This window comes from Vreelandella malpeensis (assembly GCF_020622355.1).
Classification (GTDB): domain Bacteria; phylum Pseudomonadota; class Gammaproteobacteria; order Pseudomonadales; family Halomonadaceae; genus Vreelandella; species Vreelandella malpeensis.
The window spans coordinates 73,710-91,577 of sequence record NZ_WHVL01000007.1; the positions used below are offsets into that span (position 1 = coordinate 73,710).

The 17,868-nt window shown below is 65.3% G+C and carries 13 protein-coding genes; 1 reads left to right on the forward strand and 12 read right to left on the reverse strand.

Annotated elements, in window-relative coordinates; genetic code table 11:
* Positions 1 to 13 precede the first annotated feature (13 nt).
* Positions 14 to 1,510: a 4-hydroxy-3-polyprenylbenzoate decarboxylase gene (gene ubiD, locus GEV37_RS15270; protein ID WP_227391131.1), complete on the reverse strand. Its 1,497-nt coding sequence runs from the start codon at positions 1,508 to 1,510 to the stop codon at positions 14 to 16.
* Between the two features lie 33 nt (positions 1,511 to 1,543).
* On the reverse strand, positions 1,544 to 2,803 hold the full coding sequence (rho, locus tag GEV37_RS15275; protein WP_227391132.1) for a transcription termination factor Rho: 1,260 nt from the start codon (positions 2,801 to 2,803) through the stop codon (positions 1,544 to 1,546).
* Between the two features lie 431 nt (positions 2,804 to 3,234).
* Here rho and ppx point away from each other — a divergent pair, with 431 nt between their 5' ends.
* Positions 3,235 to 4,767: an exopolyphosphatase gene (gene ppx / locus GEV37_RS15280; RefSeq protein WP_227391133.1), complete on the forward strand. Its 1,533-nt coding sequence runs from the start codon at positions 3,235 to 3,237 to the stop codon at positions 4,765 to 4,767.
* Here the strand turns inward: ppx and tilS are convergent.
* The 10 genes from tilS to bamA form a co-directional block, all read right to left on the reverse strand.
* Positions 4,753 to 6,036, reverse strand: a complete 1,284-nt coding sequence (gene tilS / locus GEV37_RS15285) for a tRNA lysidine(34) synthetase TilS (RefSeq protein WP_227391134.1) — start codon at positions 6,034 to 6,036, stop codon at positions 4,753 to 4,755. The genes ppx and tilS overlap by 15 nt on opposite strands.
* Positions 6,017 to 6,973: an acetyl-CoA carboxylase carboxyltransferase subunit alpha gene (locus tag GEV37_RS15290; protein WP_227391135.1), complete on the reverse strand. Its 957-nt coding sequence runs from the start codon at positions 6,971 to 6,973 to the stop codon at positions 6,017 to 6,019. Before GEV37_RS15290 ends, tilS begins: the two co-directional genes overlap by 20 nt.
* 102 nt (positions 6,974 to 7,075) lie before the next feature.
* Positions 7,076 to 10,585 (reverse strand): DNA polymerase III subunit alpha, encoded by a 3,510-nt coding sequence (dnaE, locus tag GEV37_RS15295; protein WP_227391136.1) that lies wholly within the window; start codon positions 10,583 to 10,585, stop codon positions 7,076 to 7,078.
* A 32-nt stretch (positions 10,586 to 10,617) separates the two neighbouring features.
* Positions 10,618 to 11,244, reverse strand: a complete 627-nt coding sequence (gene rnhB / locus GEV37_RS15300; protein WP_227391137.1) for a ribonuclease HII — start codon at positions 11,242 to 11,244, stop codon at positions 10,618 to 10,620.
* Positions 11,244 to 12,416, reverse strand: coding sequence for a lipid-A-disaccharide synthase (lpxB, locus tag GEV37_RS15305; RefSeq protein WP_227391138.1), 1,173 nt, complete (start codon positions 12,414 to 12,416; stop codon positions 11,244 to 11,246). Before lpxB ends, rnhB begins: the two co-directional genes overlap by 1 nt.
* A gap of 90 nt (positions 12,417 to 12,506) precedes the next feature.
* The gene (gene lpxA, locus GEV37_RS15310; protein WP_227391139.1) at positions 12,507 to 13,274 is read right to left on the reverse strand and encodes an acyl-ACP--UDP-N-acetylglucosamine O-acyltransferase; all 768 of its coding nucleotides are present in this window, start codon (positions 13,272 to 13,274) and stop codon (positions 12,507 to 12,509) included.
* Complete coding sequence (gene fabZ / locus GEV37_RS15315; protein ID WP_227391140.1) at positions 13,271 to 13,714, reverse strand: 3-hydroxyacyl-ACP dehydratase FabZ; 444 nt, start codon at positions 13,712 to 13,714, stop codon at positions 13,271 to 13,273. The genes lpxA and fabZ overlap by 4 nt, the downstream gene beginning before the upstream one ends.
* 133 nt (positions 13,715 to 13,847) lie before the next feature.
* On the reverse strand, positions 13,848 to 14,885 hold the full coding sequence (lpxD, locus tag GEV37_RS15320) for a UDP-3-O-(3-hydroxymyristoyl)glucosamine N-acyltransferase (protein WP_227391141.1): 1,038 nt from the start codon (positions 14,883 to 14,885) through the stop codon (positions 13,848 to 13,850).
* Between the two features lie 53 nt (positions 14,886 to 14,938).
* A complete protein-coding gene (locus tag GEV37_RS15325) occupies positions 14,939 to 15,436 on the reverse strand; it encodes an OmpH/Skp family outer membrane protein (protein ID WP_227391142.1) in 498 nt (165 codons plus the stop codon).
* A 71-nt stretch (positions 15,437 to 15,507) separates the two neighbouring features.
* Positions 15,508 to 17,859 carry an outer membrane protein assembly factor BamA gene (bamA, locus tag GEV37_RS15330; protein WP_386111687.1) on the reverse strand — a complete coding sequence of 784 codons (2,352 nt, stop codon included), beginning with the start codon at positions 17,857 to 17,859 and terminating at the stop codon, positions 15,508 to 15,510.
* Between the last annotated feature and the right edge of the window lie 9 nt (positions 17,860 to 17,868).

Consider the following 17,868-nt stretch of genomic DNA (forward strand, 5'->3'; position numbering starts at 1 on the left):
GTTCGCGATCGGTTCAACCGCCGTGGCGCGAGGCGGGAAGCTCGATGCCGATACCCAGCGACTCCCAGCGCTCGTCGACCCGCGCCTTGACCGCCTCATCCATGACGATGGGCGTGCCCCACTCGCGGTCGGTCTCGCCGGGCCACTTGTTGGTGGCATCGAGTCCCATCTTGGAGCCGAGCCCGGAAACCGGCGAGGCGAAGTCCAGATAGTCGATCGGCGTGTTCTCGACCATCACGGTATCGCGGGCCGGGTCCATGCGCGTGGTGATCGCCCACATCACGTCTTCCCAGTTGCGCGCATCGACATCGTCGTCGAGCACGATCACGAACTTGGTGTACATGAACTGGCGCAGGAAACTCCATACCCCCATCATCACGCGCTTGGCGTGGCCGGGGTACTGCTTCTTCATGGTGACCACCGCCATGCGGTAGGAGCACCCTTCCGGCGGCAGGTAGAAGTCGACGATTTCCGGAAACTGCTTGTTGAGGATCGGCACGAACACTTCGTTGAGCGCCACACCCAGGATCGCCGGCTCATCCGGCGGACGCCCGGTGTAGGTCGAGTGGTAGATCGCATCACGCCGGCGGGTCATGCGCGTGACGGTGAACACCGGGAAGGTGTCGACCTCGTTGTAGTAGCCGGTGTGATCGCCATAGGGGCCTTCCGGCGCCATATCGTCGGGGTAGATGAAGCCTTCGAGGATGATCTCGGCGGAGGCCGGCACTTCGAGATCCGCGTGGTGACACGCGACCAGCTCGGTGCGCGAGCCTCTCAAGAGCCCGGCGAAGGCGTACTCGGAGAGCGAGTCCGGCACCGGAGTTACCGCACCCAGAATCGTCGCCGGATCGGCGCCGAGCGCCACCGCTACCGGGAAGGGTTCGCCGGGATGCGCCTTCTGGAACTCCTGGAAGTCCAGCGCCCCACCGCGGTGGGAGAGCCAGCGCATGATCAGGCGGTTCTTGCCGAGCTTCTGCTGACGGTAGATGCCGAGGTTCTGGCGCTTCTTGTGCGGCCCCTTGGTGATCACCAGCGGCCAGGTAACCAGGGGGGCGGCGTCGCCGGGCCAGCAGTGCTGGATGGGAAGCGTGTCGAGATCGACCTCGTCGCCTTCGAACACCACCTCCTGCACCGGCGCCTTGCGCACCACCTTGGGTCCCATGCTCAGCACCTGCTTGAAGATGGGCAGCTTCTCCCAGGCATCCTTCAAACCTTTGGGCGGATCCGGCTCCTTGAGAAAGGCCAGGAGCTTGCCGACTTCGCGAAGCGCGCTCACCGACTCCTGCCCCATGCCCAGCGCCACCCGTTCCGGCGTGCCGAACAGGTTGCCCAGCAGCGGCATGTCGTGGCCCTTGACGTTCTCGAACAGAAGCGCCGGGCCGCCGGCGCGCAGGGTACGATCGCAGATTTCGGTGATCTCCAGGTAAGGATCCACCTCCACCTGGATTCGCTTGAGTTCACCGCGCGCCTCGAGGGCGGCGATGAAATCTCGCAAGTCGTTATATTTCAAAAGCCTTTCCCCGTTCTTTCGCGCTGACCTGCCCTAGCGGCGCTTCATCGCCTCGAAGAATTCGAGGTTGGTCTTGGTGTCCTTGAGACGGTCGATCAAAAACTCCGTCGCGGCGGTATCTTCCATCGGATTCAGCAGCTTGCGCAAGATCCACATGCGCTGCATCTCGTCTTCGGAAGCCAGCAGATCCTCGCGACGGGTGCCGCTGCGGCGAATGTTGATCGCCGGGAAGACGCGCTTTTCGGCCAGCTTGCGGTCCAGATGCGCTTCCATGTTGCCGGTTCCCTTGAACTCCTCGAAGATCACCTCGTCCATCTTGGAGCCGGTGTCGACCAGGGCTGTGGCGATGATGGTGAGGCTGCCGCCCTCCTCGATGTTACGCGCCGCACCGAAGAAGCGCTTGGGCTTTTCGAGTGCGTGGGCATCGACACCACCGGTCAGCACCTTGCCGGAGCTCGGCACCACGGTGTTGTAGGCGCGCGCCAGACGGGTGATGGAGTCGAGCAGGATCACCACGTCCTTCTTGTGCTCGACCAGGCGCTTGGCCTTCTCGATCACCATCTCGGCGACCTGCACGTGACGTGCCGGCGGCTCATCGAAGGTGGAGGCGACCACTTCGCCGCGCACGGTACGCGACATCTCGGTCACTTCCTCCGGGCGCTCGTCGATCAGCAGCACGATCAGGTGGCACTCGGGGTTGTTGCGTGTGATCGAGGTAGCGATATTCTGCAGCATCAAGGTCTTACCGGCTTTCGGCGGCGAGACCAGAAGCCCGCGCTGCCCCTTGCCGATCGGCGCGGTCAGATCAATGATCCGTGCGGTCAGATCTTCGGTGGAGCCGTTGCCGATCTCCATGCGCAGCCGCTCGTCGGGGAACAGCGGCGTCAGGTTCTCGAAGAGAATCTTGTGCTTGGCGTTTTCCGGGCGGTCGAAGTTGATCTGGCTGACCTTCAGCAGGGCGAAGTAGCGCTCGCCCTCTTTCGGCGGGCGGATCTTGCCGGAGATCGAGTCGCCCTTGCGCAGGTTAAAGCGACGAATCTGCGACGGCGACACGTAGATGTCGTCCGGCCCGGCCAGATAGGAGCTGTCGGCACTGCGCAGAAAGCCGAAGCCGTCCTGAAGGATTTCCAGCACACCGTCGCCGTAGATATCCTCACCGCTCTTGGCGTGCTTCTTGAGGATAGCGAAGATGATGTCCTGCTTGCGCGAGCGAGCCAGGTTGTCGATACCCATTTCGCGGGCGATATCGAGCAGCTCGGGAACGGATTTTTGCTTGAGTTCGGTGAGATTCATCGGTGTGTTAGAAACTTGCTCATGGAAGCTGGCGCCAGGCGCCGGGAATAAGACAGGAGGCGTTGACGTTCCGCCAGATGATGCGTTCAGATCCCGCTGGAAAGGTCGAGCGATAGAGCCGTTCACGCCAGGGCGCAGGCCATGCTCGACGAAGGTGCTTTACATCTGATTGGTACGACCTGACCCGGGTGCGGGCAGGGTCAACGGGCTCTGACGACTTGGAATTCCGGCCGGTGTTGGAAGGTTCCAGGCTGAAGCCTTGAATCGGGGGCGACGAAACGGTGCGCTGTTCGACGGGCCACCCGGTCAGCCGTTTGGAACGGGCCAGTAGTTCGATGGTAGTCAAGCCCCGCGACAAACGCAAGCCCCGGGCAATTGACAACGGTCGCGAGGCCACGCAACCTTGCCCTAGACCACTGGAAGGATCCCGCATGCCAAAGGATATGTCACTCGCCGCCGACGCGACCTCGACCCTCGAGAGCGCAGCGCCCACGCGCCTGGCCGCCATCGACCTCGGCTCGAACAGCTTCCATCTCCTGGTGGCCAACTACGCCAACGAGCGCCTTCAAGTGGTCGCCCGCCTGGGCGAAAAGGTTCAGCTCGCCGCCGGGCTCGACGACAGCGGCTACCTGAGCGAGGCCGCGATGCAGCGCGCGCTCGAGTGCCTGGCCCGCTTCGCGCCGTTTCTCAACGACATAGAAGCCACGAACCTTCGCGTAGTGGGCACCAACGCCCTGCGCGACGCCCACAACAGCCAGGACTTCATCGAGCAGGCCGAAGCGCAGCTCGGTCACCCCATCGAGATCATCGCCGGACGCGAGGAGGCGCGACTGATCTACCTGGGTGCGGCCCACGCGCTGGCGGAAAACGGGCGTCGCCTGATCGTCGACATCGGCGGCGGCTCTACCGAGTTCATCATCGGCGAGGCCTTCGAGCCCAGGGCGCTCGAGAGCCTGCGCATGGGCTGCGTGACCTACACCAGCCGCTACTTCCCCGATGGCGAACTCTCGGAAAAGCGCATGCGCCGTGCCGAGCTCGCCGCCCTCTCCGAGCTCGCCAACATCCAGCGCCCCTACCAGCGGCTGGGCTGGGACGACCCGGTGGGCTCCAGCGGTACCATCAAGGCGGCAGCGAGCGTCCTCCACGCCTACCAGGACACGCCCCAGGAGGGCGTGATCACCCGCGCCGGGCTCAAGAAGCTGCGCGAACGGCTGATCAAGTGCAAGAGCCTCGACAAGGTGGCACTGGATGGCCTCAAGCCGGACCGCGCCCGGGTGTTTCCCGCAGGCGTCGCGATCCTCGGCGCCATTTTCGAGGCGTTCTCGCTCGAAAAGATGCGCTTTGCCGACGGCGCGCTGCGCGAAGGCGTGCTGTTCGACATGGCCGGGCGCAACACCGCCGAGGATACCCGCGCCAAGACCCTGACCCATCTGCAGCGTATCTACGACGTCGATACCCGCCAGGCGGAGAACGTCGCGCGCACCGCCCGGCAACTGTTCGATCGAGTGAAGGGCCCCTGGCGACTCTCCGAGGAGCAGGGGCATTTTCTGCACTGGGCGTGCCTGGTGCACGAGATTGGCCTTGCGATCTCCCACAGCCAGTTTCATCGCCATGGGGCGTACCTGCTCGAGCACTCGGACCTGGCCGGTTTCTCGCGCCCGGAGCAGCGGCTTTTGGCGCACCTGGTGCGCGCCCACCGGCGCAAGTTCCCGGTCAAGGAGTGGCAGGCGCTGCCGCCGGCCCAGCGTGACGCCGGCGCCCGCCTCGCGCGACTCCTGCGCCTAGCGGTACTGCTCAACCACTCGCGCCCGGAAGAACCACCGACGGTGCCCGGCGTGACCGCCAGCGAACAGACCCTGACGCTGACCCTGCCCGAAACCCGCGAGCCGACGCTCTTGAGCACCGACCTCGAACAGGAGCAGGCCTACCTGCAGGCAGCGGGCTTCTCGCTAACCCTCGTTTAACGCTGCCCTGAAGGCCACCCCGCGCGCCGCGAACAGCACCTGTCCGAAGGCATCGATGGCACCCAGGCAGCGCTCAGCCTGCATGACAACCACTACCCGCTCGCGCTCCCAGGGCGGCACGTCCGCCTCCTGCAGTAGGCGCTTGAGATTGCGCCGCCCACGCCCGGCGAGCTCGATGACTTCCCCGCCCTGGCGATAGCGCAATGTCACCGCTCCCTCCGGGCACATGGTCAGCGAAAGCGGCCCTTCGGGGGTGGTGACCGGCTCACGGCCGTTCCAGAGAGTCTCCCAGTGCGCGGGCTGCTCAAGCGGCATCATCAGATAGAGCCTCTGGCGCCAGAGCCTCGCCTCAGCACCGGGCCAGATGACGCGCACGGTGGCATCCGGTGCGGCGCCGAGCTGCGCCAGCAGGCTCTCGAGCCGCGCGGCGGGCGGGGTGGGCAGCGCCTGACGCTGACACAGCGTGCGCACCAATAGCCGCTGGCGCGCGGGCGCCATTCGCTTGAGCGCCAGCGCATCGATGCAGCCCGGCGCGACGGCCAGGGCGTCGAGGTCCTGGCCTGCGTACTGCGCCAGCAGCGTATCGGCTTCGCCCGCCAGCGTCGCGCTGCGCGCCAAGGCCGCAGTAGCGCCGGGCCAGCGCGAGGCGAGCGCGGGCAGCACGCCATGGCGCAGGTAGTTGCGATCGAAGGCGAGGTCGTCGTTGGTGGGGTCCCGGCACCCGTCCAGGCCGATGCGGCGGGCGGCGTCTTCGAGTTCGCGGCGAGAGACGCCGAGCCAGGGGCGCACCAGCGCAACGCCCTGCCAGAGGCGTCGACGAGGCATGGCGGCGAGCCCGCGCACGCCGCTGCCGCGCAGCGCGCCGAGCAGAAACGTCTCGGCCTGATCGTTCTGGTGCTGAGCAAGCCATAGCGTGTCGCCCGCAGGCACGATGTCGGCGAAGGCCCGGTAGCGCGCCCGTCGGGCAGCGGCTTCCAGCCCCTCGCCCTGTGCCTCGACCGCCACTCGGGCGACGTGCAGGGGAATGTCGAGATCGCGACACAGCGCCTGGCAGTGCGCGGCGAAGACGGAGGCGGCGGGCTGCAGGCCGTGGTCGACGTGCAGCGCGGCCAGCGCCCGCCCCGCCCGGCGACAGGCCGGGGCAGCGAGGCTCACCAGCAGCGAAGAGTCGAGCCCGCCGGAGAGGGCGACCCAAACGCGACGCCCCGGCGGGGTCTCCGCCAGGGCGTCGTCGAGCAGCCGCGAAAGATCAGGCGGCGGGGGCGCCATAGCTCATCAACCGCTCATAGCGGCGCTCGAGCAGCGCGTCGGTGTCCATGACCTTGAGTCGGTCGAGGCTCTCGGTGAGCGCCTGCTTGACCCGCTCGGCGGTGGTCTGAGGATGACGATGGGCGCCGCCCAGCGGTTCCTTGATCAGCTCATCGACGAAGCCCAGCTCCTTCAGGCGCTCGGCGGTGATGCCCATCGCCTGGGCGGCGTCCGAGGCGCGCTCGGCGCTCTTCCACAAAATCGAGGCGCAGCCTTCCGGCGAGATCACCGAGTAGGTGGAGTACTGCAGCATGTGCAGCTCGTCACACACGCCGATGGCCAGCGCCCCGCCGGAGCCGCCCTCGCCCACCACGGTGGAGATGATCGGCGTCTTGAGCCGCGACATCACCGCCAGGTTGTAGGCGATCGCCTCGGATTGGCCGCGCTCCTCGGCGTCGATGCCGGGGTAGGCGCCGGGGGTGTCGATGAAGGTGAGCACCGGCATCTTGAAGCGCTCGGCCATCTCCATCAGACGACACGCCTTGCGGTAGCCTTCCGGGCGCGGCATGCCGAAGTTGCGGCGTACTTTCTCCTTCACGTCGCGGCCTTTCTGGTGGCCGATGACCATCACCGGGGCGTCGTCGAGGCGCGCCACGCCGCCGACCAGCGCGGCGTCGTCGGCGAAGTTGCGATCACCGTGCAACTCGTCGAAATCGGTGAAGACCGACGCGAAGTAGTCCAGCGCATAGGGGCGCTGGGGGTGGCGCGAAATCTGCGAGACCTGCCAGGGAGTGAGGTCCTTGAAGATCGATTCCGTCAGCTTGCGGCTCTTCTCCTCGAGCCGGGTGATCTCGTCGGAGAGGTTGACCTGGCTACCGGAGCTCACCAAGCGCAGCTCTTCAATCTTCGCCTGAAGCTCGGCAATGGGCTGTTCAAAATCGAGATAATTGGGATTCATCGGCTCTGCCTGTAAGCTGCCTGTAAAAAACCTGATCGAAGACGTCAGTCAAACGTGCATTATCGCACCTTGGCCTACGCGCGCAAGGCGCGCAGCCCAACGCTACCGGTAGCGAAGCTGGATACCCACCTGCCCCTCGACGTCGCGCAGCGCCTGCAGCAGGTCGTCGCTCGGGGTCACGCTCCAGCTCTGGTCGAGTGCCAGCCACCCCGTCGCCGCGCTATGGCGGTAATGCAGGTGCACCGGAAGCCCCTGTGGGTCGCGGTAGGGGTCGAGGCAGTCGCGCAAGCTCTCCACCAGCCGGCCGTTGATCTGCGCCGCGTCGAGGGCGACCTCCACCCCCTGACCGTAGCGCAGCCGGGCCGCCACCATCGGCGTGACCTCCTTGCCGCGAAGCTTGAGTCCGCCGGAGAAGTCGTCGCTCGACACATCGCCCTCGACGATCAGCACCTGGCCGTCGAGATTCTGGCCTCTGAGCTGTTCGAACAGCTCGCCGAAGACCGAGGCCTCGATGCGCCCTGTGCGATCGTCCAGGGTCACGAAGGCCATGGTATCGCCGCGCTTGGACTTCATGGTGCGCATCGCCACTACAAGCCCCGCCACCCGCTGGGGTTCGCGGGAGGGCTTGAGGTCGCTGATGCGCGTCGAGACGAAGCGCTTGAGCTCGCGCTCGTACTCGTCGATCGGGTGACCGGTGAGATAGAGCCCGAGGGTATCCTTCTCGCCGGAAAGCCGCTCGCGGTCCGACCACTCCCGAGCGTGGCGATACTCGGCGTAGACATCCACCGCCGTATCCTCCTCGGCGGCGGCGAAGGCGTCGCCGAACATGTCGAGCATGCCCAGGCTCTGGTTGGCGTGGTTCTGCGCTGCCGCCTTGAGGGCATCTTCCATGGCGGCGAACAGTACCGCCCGGTTGGGGCCGAGATTATCCAAGGCGCCGGAGCGAATCAGCGCCTCCAGGGTGCGCTTGTTCATGCGTTTGGGGTCGATGCGCCGGCAGAAGTCGAACAGATCCTTGAACGGCCCGCCCTCCTGGCGCGCGGCGACGATGGCACCGATCGGCCCCTCGCCCACGCCGCGAATCGCGCCGAGCCCGTAGACCACGCGGGCATCGGTATCGACGGTGAACTTGTAGCCCCCGACGTTGACGTCCGGTGGCGTCACGGTGAGCTTCAGGTTGCGACACTCCTCGATCAAGGGCACCACCTTGTCGAGGTTGTCCATCTCGGTGGACATGACCGCCGCCATGAAGGGCCCCGGATAGTGCGCCTTGAGCCAGGCGGTCTGGTAGGAGACCAGCGCGTAGGCCGCCGAGTGCGACTTGTTGAAGCCGTAACCGGCGAACTTCTCCACCAGGTCGAAGATGTTGCCTGCCAGGTCCTTGTCGATGCCGTTGGCCGCACAGCCGTCCATGAAACCGGCACGCTGCTTGGCCATCTCCTCGGGCTTCTTCTTGCCCATCGCTCGGCGCAGCATGTCCGCCTGGCCGAGGCTGTAGCCGGCCATCACCTGGGCGATCTGCATCACCTGCTCCTGGTACAGGATGATGCCGTAGGTGGGCGTGAGCACAGGTTTCAACAGCTCGTGCTGGTAATCCGGGTGTGGATAAGATACTTCCGCCCGGCCGTGCTTGCGGTTGATGAAGTCGTCCACCATGCCGGACTGCAGGGGGCCCGGGCGAAACAACGCCACCAGGGCGATCATGTCGTCGAGGGAATCCGGCAACAGGCGTTTGATCAGCTCCTTCATGCCGCGGGATTCGAGCTGGAACACCGCCGTGGTCTCGGCGCGCTTGAGCATTTCGAACGTCTTGCCATCGTCGAGCGGGATGGCGTCGATGTTAAGCGCCCCTTGGCCCGCCGCATCGCGCACCTTGTCGACCATCTCCAGCGCCCAGTCGATGATGGTCAGCGTGCGCAGGCCCAGGAAGTCGAACTTCACAAGCCCGGCGTCCTCGATGTCGTTCTTGTCGAACTGCACCACCAGCCCCGCGCCATCCTCGTCGCACAAAAGCGGCGAGAAGTCGGTGAGCTTGGTCGGCGCGATCACCACGCCGCCTGCGTGCTTGCCGGTGCCGCGCGTGGTGCCCTCGAGCTTGAGCGCCATCTCCCAGATCTCTTCGGCCTCCTCGTCGGTCTCGACGAACTCCTTGAGCGCCGGCTCCTGCTCGATCGCCTTGGCGAGCGTCATGCCCACTTCAAACGGAATCAGCTTGGAGAGCTTGTCACCGAGAGAATAGGGCCTTCCCTGGGCACGGGCGACGTCGCGCACCACGGCTTTTGCCGCCATGGTGCCGAAGGTGACGATCTGGGACACGGCGTTACGCCCGTAGCGGTCCGCCACGTACTCGATGACCCGGTCGCGCTTCTCCATGCAGAAGTCGACGTCGAAGTCGGGCATCGAGACCCGCTCCGGGTTCAGAAAGCGCTCGAACAGCAGGTCGTAGCCGATCGGATCGAGATCGGTGATCTTCTGCGCGTAGGCCACCAAGGAGCCCGCACCGGAGCCGCGCCCCGGCCCCACCGGCACGTCGTTGTCCTTGGCCCACTGGATGAAGTCCATCACGATCAGGAAATAGCCGGGAAAGCCCATCTGGATGATGACGTTGAGTTCGAACTCCAGCCGCTCGCGGTAGCGCGCATCGATCTCCTTGTACTCGTTGCCCTCGCGCGGGTAGCGGTCCACCGGAAACAGGAAGTCGAGGCGCTCGGTGAGGCCATCGTGGGAGACCTTCCTGAAGAACTCGTCCTGGGTCATGCCCTCGGGGATCTCGAACTCCGGCAGGAAAATCTCGCCCAGGCGCACGTCGACGCTGCAGCGCCTTGCGATCATCACGCTGTTCTCGAGCGCCTCGGGGATATCGGCGAACAGCTCCGCCATTTCCTCAGGGCTCTTGAGGTACTGCTCCTCGGTATAGCGGCGCTCGCGGCGCGGATCGTCTAGCGCCTTGCCCTCGCCGATCGCCACCCGGGTCTCGTGGGCCCAGAAGTCGTCGCGCTCGAGAAAGCGCACGTCGTTGGTCGCCACCACCGGCGCGCCGGACTCGAGCGCCAGCGCCACGCTTGCATGCACGCAGTCCTCCTCGAGCGGGCGGCCGGTGCGGGTGAGCTCGAGATAGAAGCGGTCGGGAAAGGCGGCCTGCCACTCGTCGAGCAGCGCGCGGGCCTCGCGGGTATGGTCGCTGAGCAGATGCCGGCCGATCTCCCCTTCGCGCCCACCGGAGAGCGCGATCAGCCCTTCGCTTTGCTCGAGCACCCACTGCTTCTGCAACAGCGCCCGGCCCTGGCGCTGGCCGTCGCTCCACCCCTTCGAGATCAGCTCGGTGAGGTTGCGATAGCCGACGTCGTTCATCGCCAGAAGCGTCAGGCGATAGGGGTGCGTCTCGTCGTGGGGGTTGGCGAGCCACAAGTCAGAACCGATGATCGGCTTGAGCCCCGCGCCCTGGGCGGCCTTGTAGAACTTCACCAGGCCGAACAGGTTGGTCTCGTCGGTCAGCGAAGTCGCCGGCATGTCGCGGCTGGCGGTGGTGCTCACCAGCGATTTCAGCTTCACCAGGCCATCGACCAGGGAGTACTCGCTGTGCACGCGCAGATGAACGAAAGGAGGCGTCATGGGAAATTCACCACTGGTAAAAATGAGTGTGCCTAGAAAAGCGCCAGCTGCCGCTTGACCGGCCCGAAGCTTCTGCGATGCTCGTCGAGCGCCCCGTGGGCCGCGAGTGCCGCCAGGTGCTCCCGGGTCGGGTAGCCCTTGTGGCGGGCGAAACCGTAGTGCGGGTGGCGCGCGTCGAGCGCCACCATCTGGGCGTCGCGGGCCACCTTGGCGAGGATCGACGCCGCCGCGATCGCCGGATGGCGAGCGTCGCCCTTCACCACCGCCTGTCCAGGCAACGCATGGCTGGGCAGCCGATTGCCGTCCACCAGCAGATACTCCGCTTGCGGCGCGAGGCCGTCAACCGCCCGGCGCATGGCCAGATGCGTGGCGTGGTAGATGTTGAGCGCATCGACCTCGGCCGGGCTCGCCTCGGCCACGCAGAAGGCCAGCGCCCGCTCGCGAATCAGCGTGTCGAGCGCCTCGCGCCGCTTGGCGCTCAAGGTCTTTGAGTCGCCGAGCCCTTCGATCGGCCGCGCCGGATCGAGGATCACCGCCGCCGCTACCACGCTTCCCACCAGCGGCCCGCGGCCGACCTCGTCCACCCCGGCGAGACGTTCGCCGGCGTAGGGAATCTCCAGCGGCGGGTACTCGAGGGGCGTCTTCGCTCGCCTGGCCATCAGGCATCGCCCTCGCCAGGCAGTGCCAGGCCCGCCGCCACCGCCTCGACCGCCAGCGCCGCGCGATGGCTCGCGCCACGCTGCAGCGCGGCGTGCATCTGGGCGAAACGCATCTCGAGGGCCTGACGGGCGGTCTCGTCGGCCAGCAGATCGTCAAGCGCATCTACGATGGCTTCCGCCGTTGCCTCCTCCTGGATCAGTTCCTGGACGAGGGCTTCCTGGGCGATCAGGTTGGGCAGCGAGATCCAGCGCGTCTTGACCAGCCTCTTCGCCAGCCAGTGGGTGGCCGGCGCCATCTTGTAGGCCACCAGCATCGCCCGGTGGCACAGCATCGCCTCGAGGGCGGCAGTGCCGGAGGTCAAGAGCACCGCGTCGCTGGCCACCATCGCCTCGCGGGCACGCCCCTCGATCAGCGTGACTCGCTCGCTCAGCGCAGGGTAGCTCTCGAGCAGCGTGGAAAGCTCGCGCTGGCGGGACGCCGTGGCAGCGGGAATCACCACCCCAAGCGACGGATGACGGCGGCAAAGCGTTTCGATGGCATCGAGAAACGTTGCACCCATGAAGCGGATCTCGTTGGCTCGCGAACCGGGAAGCACCGCCAGCAGCGGCCCCTCGGGCGCAAGATCGAGCGCCTGTCGAGCTGTCGCACGGTCGGTGGCCAGCGGCATCTCGTCGGCCAGCGGATGACCGACGAAGGTGACGGGTACCCGGTGGCGCTGGTAGAAGTCCGCCTCGAAGGGCAAAAACGTCAGCATGGCATCGACGGCGCGGGCGATTTTCTTCACCCGCCCCTGCCGCCAGGCCCACACTGAGGGGCTCACGTAGTGCACGGTCTTGATGCCCGCACGGCGTAGTTTGAGTTCGAGGCCGGTGTTGAAGTCCGGCGCGTCGATGCCGATCATCACGTCCGGCTGCCAGGCGAGCGCTTCGCGGTAGAGGGTGCGGCGCACGCCGACCAGCTCCGGCAGATGCTTGAGCACCTCGACCAGCCCCATCACCGAGAGCGTCTCGAGCGGAAAACGGCTCTGCATGCCTTCGGCCTGCATCCGCGGGCCGCCGATGCCGCGAAACTCGACGTCCGGGTGGCGAGCACGCAGCGCGCGCATCAAGCCGGCGCCCAGAAGATCCCCCGAGAGCTCGCCGGCAACGAGGAAGACACGCGTCAAGGCCATGATCGATCGTCCTGAAGAGGCGTTTCGTGAAGCGAGAGCGAGCGGCGCATCGCGCCACTCGGGAATATCAAACGTCGACGACGGACGCCGCTAGCGGACAATGCCGCGGGTGGCGCGTTCGATCGAGTCGGCGAAGTGCTTGACCTCGTCGAGATCGAAGCGGTCGCGCATCTGCTCGACGGCCTGCTCGACGGTCAGCCCTTGGCGGTAGACCAACTTGTAGGCGACGGTCAGGGCACTGATCGCCTCGCGGCTGAAGCCGCGGCGCTTGAGCCCGACCAGGTTGAGCCCGCGCGCCTCGGCGGGATTGCCGTTGATCATCATGTAGGCCGGGGTGTCCTTGGTGATGATCGAGCCGCCGCCGGCCATGGCGTAGTCGCCGAAGTGGCAGAACTGATGTACCGCCGAAAGACCGCCGAGGATCGCGAAGTTGCCGACGGTGACGTGTCCGGCCAGCGTTACCTGATTGGCGAGGACGCAGTCGTCGCCGATCACGCAGTCGTGGCCGACGTGGACGTAGGCCATGAAAAGGTTGCGCGAACCAATGGTGGTTTCACTGCGATCCTGGACCGTACCGCGATGCAGGGTCACCCCTTCGCGCACCACGTTGTCGTCGCCCATCACCAGGCGTGTGGGTTCGCCAGCGTACTTCTTGTCCTGGCAATCCTCGCCGACGGAGGCGAACTGGAAGATGCGGTTACGCTCGCCCAGCACCGTCGGCCCCTTGATCACCACGTGCGGGCCGATGACGGAGCCCGCGCCAATCTCGACGTCAGGGCCTATGACGCTGAACGGGCCAACCTCGACATCGTCGGCCAGGCGCGCCGCTTTATCGATCAGTGCAGTAGGATGTATCAAGCCACCTTCCTCTCGGCGCAGATGATTTCCGCCTCGCAGGCAAGCTCGCCATCGACCGTCGCCTTGCAGGCGAACTTCCAGATACCGCGCTTGCCCTTGATCACGTTGGCTTCCAGGCGCAGCTGGTCGCCGGGCATCACCGGGCGCTTGAAGCGCACGTTGTCGCTGCCGACGAGATAGTAGACATAGCCATCCGCGGGCAGCTTGTTGACCGTCTTGAAGCCGAGGATGCCGCAGGCCTGGGCCAGCGCCTCGACCACCAGCACGCCGGGCATGATCGGGTGATGCGGGAAGTGGCCGTTGAAGAAAGGCTCGTTGATGCTGACGTTCTTGAACGCAACGATGGTTTCGCCCACAGTCAACTGCGTCACTCGATCCACCAGCAAGAACGGATAACGGTGGGGCAAGTATTCGCGAATCTCGTTGATATCCATAACCATCGTCAGACCTCAAAAAAGACAAAAAACCCGATTCTCGATCGGGCAAACGCCAGCACGCCCGCTGGTATCGTGGGCGAATTATACCCCCGCCTTCGGGCCCAGAACCACCGATGGCCCCTTTTAAAACGATGGGTCATTCGCTTCTGCTATTTTTTTCCAACTTGTTCAAACGCTTGGCAATGTCGTCGAGCTGTTTGAAACGCACGGCGTTCTTGCGCCACTGGGTGTTGTTCATCGCCCCGGTGCCCGAGGAGTAGACGCCGGGCTCGAGAATCGAATTGGTGACCAGGCTCATGCCGGTGACCTGAACCCCGTCACAGATGGTCAGGTGGCCCGAAAGACCGACACCGCCGCCGAGCATGCAGTGCTTGCCCACCCGGGTGGAGCCGGCAATGCCCACGCAGCCCGCCAGGGCGCTGTGATCGCCGATGGTGACGTTATGGGCGATCTGGACTTGGCTGTCGATCTTGACGTCGCAGCCAATCAGGGTGTCGCCGAGCGCCCCTCGGTCGATGCTCGAGCAGCTGCCCACCTCGACGTCGTCGCCAAGCACCACGCCGCCGAGCTGGGCGATCTTGTGCCAGCCGGCGCCATCGTGGGCGAAGCCGAAACCATCGCCACCGATCACGCAGCCGCTTTGCAGCACCACGCGCTTGCCGATCACCACCCCATGGCAGACGGTGACGTTGGCGTGAAGGCGCGAGCCGTCGCCGATGGAGCTGTCCGCTCCCACCACGCTGCCGGCGCCGACCACCACGTGAGCGCCGAGCGTCACGCCGGATTCGATCACCGCATTGGCCTGGATCACCACGCCCTCGCCCAGCACCGCGTCCTCGGCGACCACGGCGGTATCGTGCACGCCGGGCACGTCGCGGGCGCGCAGCGGATCGAAGAGCTGGGAGATCCTGGCATAGCCAAGATAGGGGTTTTCCGTCTCGAGCCGCGGTACCGGGCAGTTCTTGCCGTGCTCCGGATGCAGCAGCACCGCGGCCGCCCGGGTCGAGGCCAGATCCTTCAGATAGGCACGGTTGGCCAGAAAGGCGACCTGGTCGGGCCCGGCCTCCTTGAGCGTCGCCAATCCACGAATCGGCCGACTGGCGTCGCCGTCGAAGGCGATATCCAGGTGGCGAGCGATATCAGCCAGCGTGATGGGGTGAGAAGCGTGCGTCATGGGAGCCCACAATAACGTTGGTGCGACCATGCCGCACCGTCCATTCGATGAGTTTAGAGCGAGTCGAAGATCTGGGTGACCTCGTTGGTCACATCCGGCAGATCCGTCGAGGAGTGCAGCACGCCGTTGGGCTCGACCAGCACGTCGAGATTATGGCGGGCAAGTACCTGTTCGACGGCCTGCTCGAGCTTGGTCTCGGCGCCTTGCAAGAACTGCTGCTCGGAGGCCTGCTGGGCTTGAAGCACCTCGCGGCGCAGTTGCTCGAAGCGGCTGCCCTTCTGCTGAAGCTCGGCGATCAGGGCGTCGCGCTGGGCCTGGCCCATGGTCTCGCCTTCGTTTTGCAGGCGCTGCTGAAGCTGCTGGAGTTCGTTGCCCAGGCCCTGGGCCTCGCGCTGCTGGCTACCGATCTGGCTTTCGAGCTGGCTCAGCGAACTCTGTGCCGACTGGGTGTTCATCAAGGCGGCACGCCAGTCGAGCACGGCGACCTCGGCGGCGTAGGCAGGCAGCGCCATCGCCCCGAAAAGACACACCGCTGCCGTCAATTTACGCATGTTAACTCCTTTTCAAGGCGAGAGGCGCACGGCGCCATCCATGTTAGAACGTCTGAGTTAGAGCGTCTGAATTAGAACGTCTGACCCAGCGAGAACTGGAAGAACTGCGTGTCGTCGCCGCTTTCGTCGTTGAGCGGCTCGGCGACACTGAAGGTCAAAGGACCTACCGGCGTCAGCCAGGAGAGGCCGATACCTGCGCTGTAACGCAGATCGCCCATGTCCACGCCGGAGCTGCAGCGCTGACGGCCCGCATCCTCGTCGAGCACGTCGTAGCAAGAGCTCAGGAAGGTGTTACCCGCATCGACGAACAACGACGTCTGGATCGAGCGCTGGTCCTCGATGAAGGGCAGCGGGAAGAGCACCTCGGCGCTACCCTCGACCAGCACGTTACCGCCGAGCGTACGGTCGCGACCGCCCTCGCGGGCCGGCGTGGTGCGCTGACCCAGGGTATTGGAGGTAAAGCCACGCACCGAGCCGAGGCCACCGGCATAGAAGTTCTCGTAGAACGGGAACGGGTCGTTGGTGCCGAGCGTATCGGCATAGCCAAGATTACCCGAGAACTTCAGCGCCCAGGTCTGCTCTTCGTTGATCGGGAAGAGCTGCTGGGCGCGAGCGCGCACCTTGTAGTACTCAGCGTCGCTGCCCGGCACGCCGGTCTCGAGCGACAGGCGCTGGTAGCTGCCGGCAGTGGGCATGATGCCGCGGTTCAGGTTATTGCGCGTCCAGCTGGCGGTGAGCTTCAGGCTCTGGGCGTCCTCACCCTGCTCCTCGACGTAGCGACGGATTTCCGAGGCGGTGTCAAAGTAGGTCTTGACGGTCAGATCTTCGATACTGGCACCGAAGTTGAGCCGGGAGAGCTCGCTGACCGGGTAGCCGAAGTTGATGCCGGCGCCGTAGGCGTCGGTCGAGAACGTCGAGATGTCCGAGTCGGCGTAGTCGGTCTCGCGGTAGAAGACGTTATAGCCGCGCGAGATGCCGTCCAGCGTCCAGTAGGGGTCGGTGAAGGCGAAGTTGACGCTGGTGAAAGTGTCGCTTCGCTGGGCGCCGATATTGACGCGGTTACCGGTACCCAGGAAGTTGTTCTGGGCAAGCCCCACGCCGTAGATCACGCCGGCACTCTGAGAGAAGCCCACGCTCGCCGAGACCGAGCCCGAGGGCTGCTCCTCAACGTTGTAGGTAACGTCGAGCAGATCCGGCTGGCCGGGCACCGGCTGGGTGTCCACCTCCACCTGGCTGAAGAAGCCCAGGCGCTCGAGGCGCTGGCGCGACTGGGTGATCGACTCGGTAGAGGCAGGCGCGCCTTCCATCTGGGTCATCTCGCGACGCAGCACCTCGTCTTGCGTGGTGGTGTTGCCGTAGAACTCGATGCGGCGCACGTAAGCGCGCTGGCCCGGCTCGACGGCGATCACCAGATCCACCGCGTCGCCGCTGCCGGTCGGCTCGGGCACGCCTCGCACCTCGGCGAAGGCGAAGCCCTCGGCGCCCAGGCGACTGCGTAGTGCCTCGGTGGAGGCATTGACCTGGGCACGCGAGAAGACGTCGCCGCTCTGCACTTCCAACAGGTTGCGCGCTTCGCTTTCGCCGATCTGAAGATCGCCGGCGAAGCGAATGTCACCCACTCGGTACTGTTCGCCCTCGTCGATGTTGAGGGTAATGTAGATGTCCGACTGCTCCGGGCCGATGGAGACCTGGGTAGAGACGACGTCGAAGTTGATGTAGCCGCGGTCGAGATAGAACGAGCGCAGGCGCTCGATGTCACCGGACAGCGCCTCGCGGGAGTACTCGTCGTTGGAGAACCAGCCGAAGAAGCGTCCCGGACGATCCTCGAGCTCGAACACGTTGCGCAGGGTCTCTTCGTCGAAGGCCTCGTTGCCGACGATATTGATCTGGCGGATGGTCGCCACTTCGCCTTCGTTGATGTTGATGTTGACCTGCACGCGACCTTCGTCGATCTCCTCGACCTCGGTGCGGATCCGCGCGCTGTAGCGCCCCTGGGCTTGATAGACCCCTTCGAGCTCGCGCTGAATCTCCTCGAGAGTGGAAAGCTGCAGTACCTGTCCTTCAGACAGGCCGGACTCGCGCAGACCACGACGTAGATCCTCGGTGGAGATCTGGTCGTTGCCGGCGATGTTGAGTCGCGCGATGGTCGGGCGCTCGACGACCTGAATGACCAGTACACCGCCTTCACGGGCGAGCGAGACGTCCTCGAAAAGGCCCGTGGCGAACAGGCTGCGCGCCGCCTCTGCCAGTTGCTGCTCGCTGACGCGGTCGTTGGTGCTGACGGGGAAGGCATTGAAGACCGAGGCGGCAGATACCCGCTGAAGCCCTTCCACACGAATGTCCGAAACGTCAAAGGATTGTGCCTGGGCGCTACTTGCACCTGCCAGCAGCAGTGCCGCCATTCCAAGGGTCTTGATTTTCATGCAGTCAGT

What these genes read in the sequence shown, in the direction of transcription:
- rho (WP_227391132.1), bottom strand. Translation starts at nt 2,803, where the DNA reads ATGAATCTCACCGAACTCAAGCAAAAATCCGTTCCCGAGCTGCTCGAT.
- ppx (WP_227391133.1), top strand. Translation starts at nt 3,235, where the DNA reads ATGCCAAAGGATATGTCACTCGCCGCCGACGCGACCTCGACCCTCGAG.
- tilS (WP_227391134.1), bottom strand. Translation starts at nt 6,036, where the DNA reads ATGGCGCCCCCGCCGCCTGATCTTTCGCGGCTGCTCGACGACGCCCTG.
- GEV37_RS15290 (WP_227391135.1), bottom strand. Translation starts at nt 6,973, where the DNA reads ATGAATCCCAATTATCTCGATTTTGAACAGCCCATTGCCGAGCTTCAG.
- dnaE (WP_227391136.1), bottom strand. Translation starts at nt 10,585, where the DNA reads ATGACGCCTCCTTTCGTTCATCTGCGCGTGCACAGCGAGTACTCCCTG.
- rnhB (WP_227391137.1), bottom strand. Translation starts at nt 11,244, where the DNA reads ATGGCCAGGCGAGCGAAGACGCCCCTCGAGTACCCGCCGCTGGAGATT.
- lpxB (WP_227391138.1), bottom strand. Translation starts at nt 12,416, where the DNA reads ATGGCCTTGACGCGTGTCTTCCTCGTTGCCGGCGAGCTCTCGGGGGAT.
- fabZ (WP_227391140.1), bottom strand. Translation starts at nt 13,714, where the DNA reads ATGGTTATGGATATCAACGAGATTCGCGAATACTTGCCCCACCGTTAT.
- lpxD (WP_227391141.1), bottom strand. Translation starts at nt 14,885, where the DNA reads ATGACGCACGCTTCTCACCCCATCACGCTGGCTGATATCGCTCGCCAC.
- GEV37_RS15325 (WP_227391142.1), bottom strand. Translation starts at nt 15,436, where the DNA reads ATGCGTAAATTGACGGCAGCGGTGTGTCTTTTCGGGGCGATGGCGCTG.
- bamA (WP_386111687.1), bottom strand. Translation starts at nt 17,859, where the DNA reads ATGAAAATCAAGACCCTTGGAATGGCGGCACTGCTGCTGGCAGGTGCA.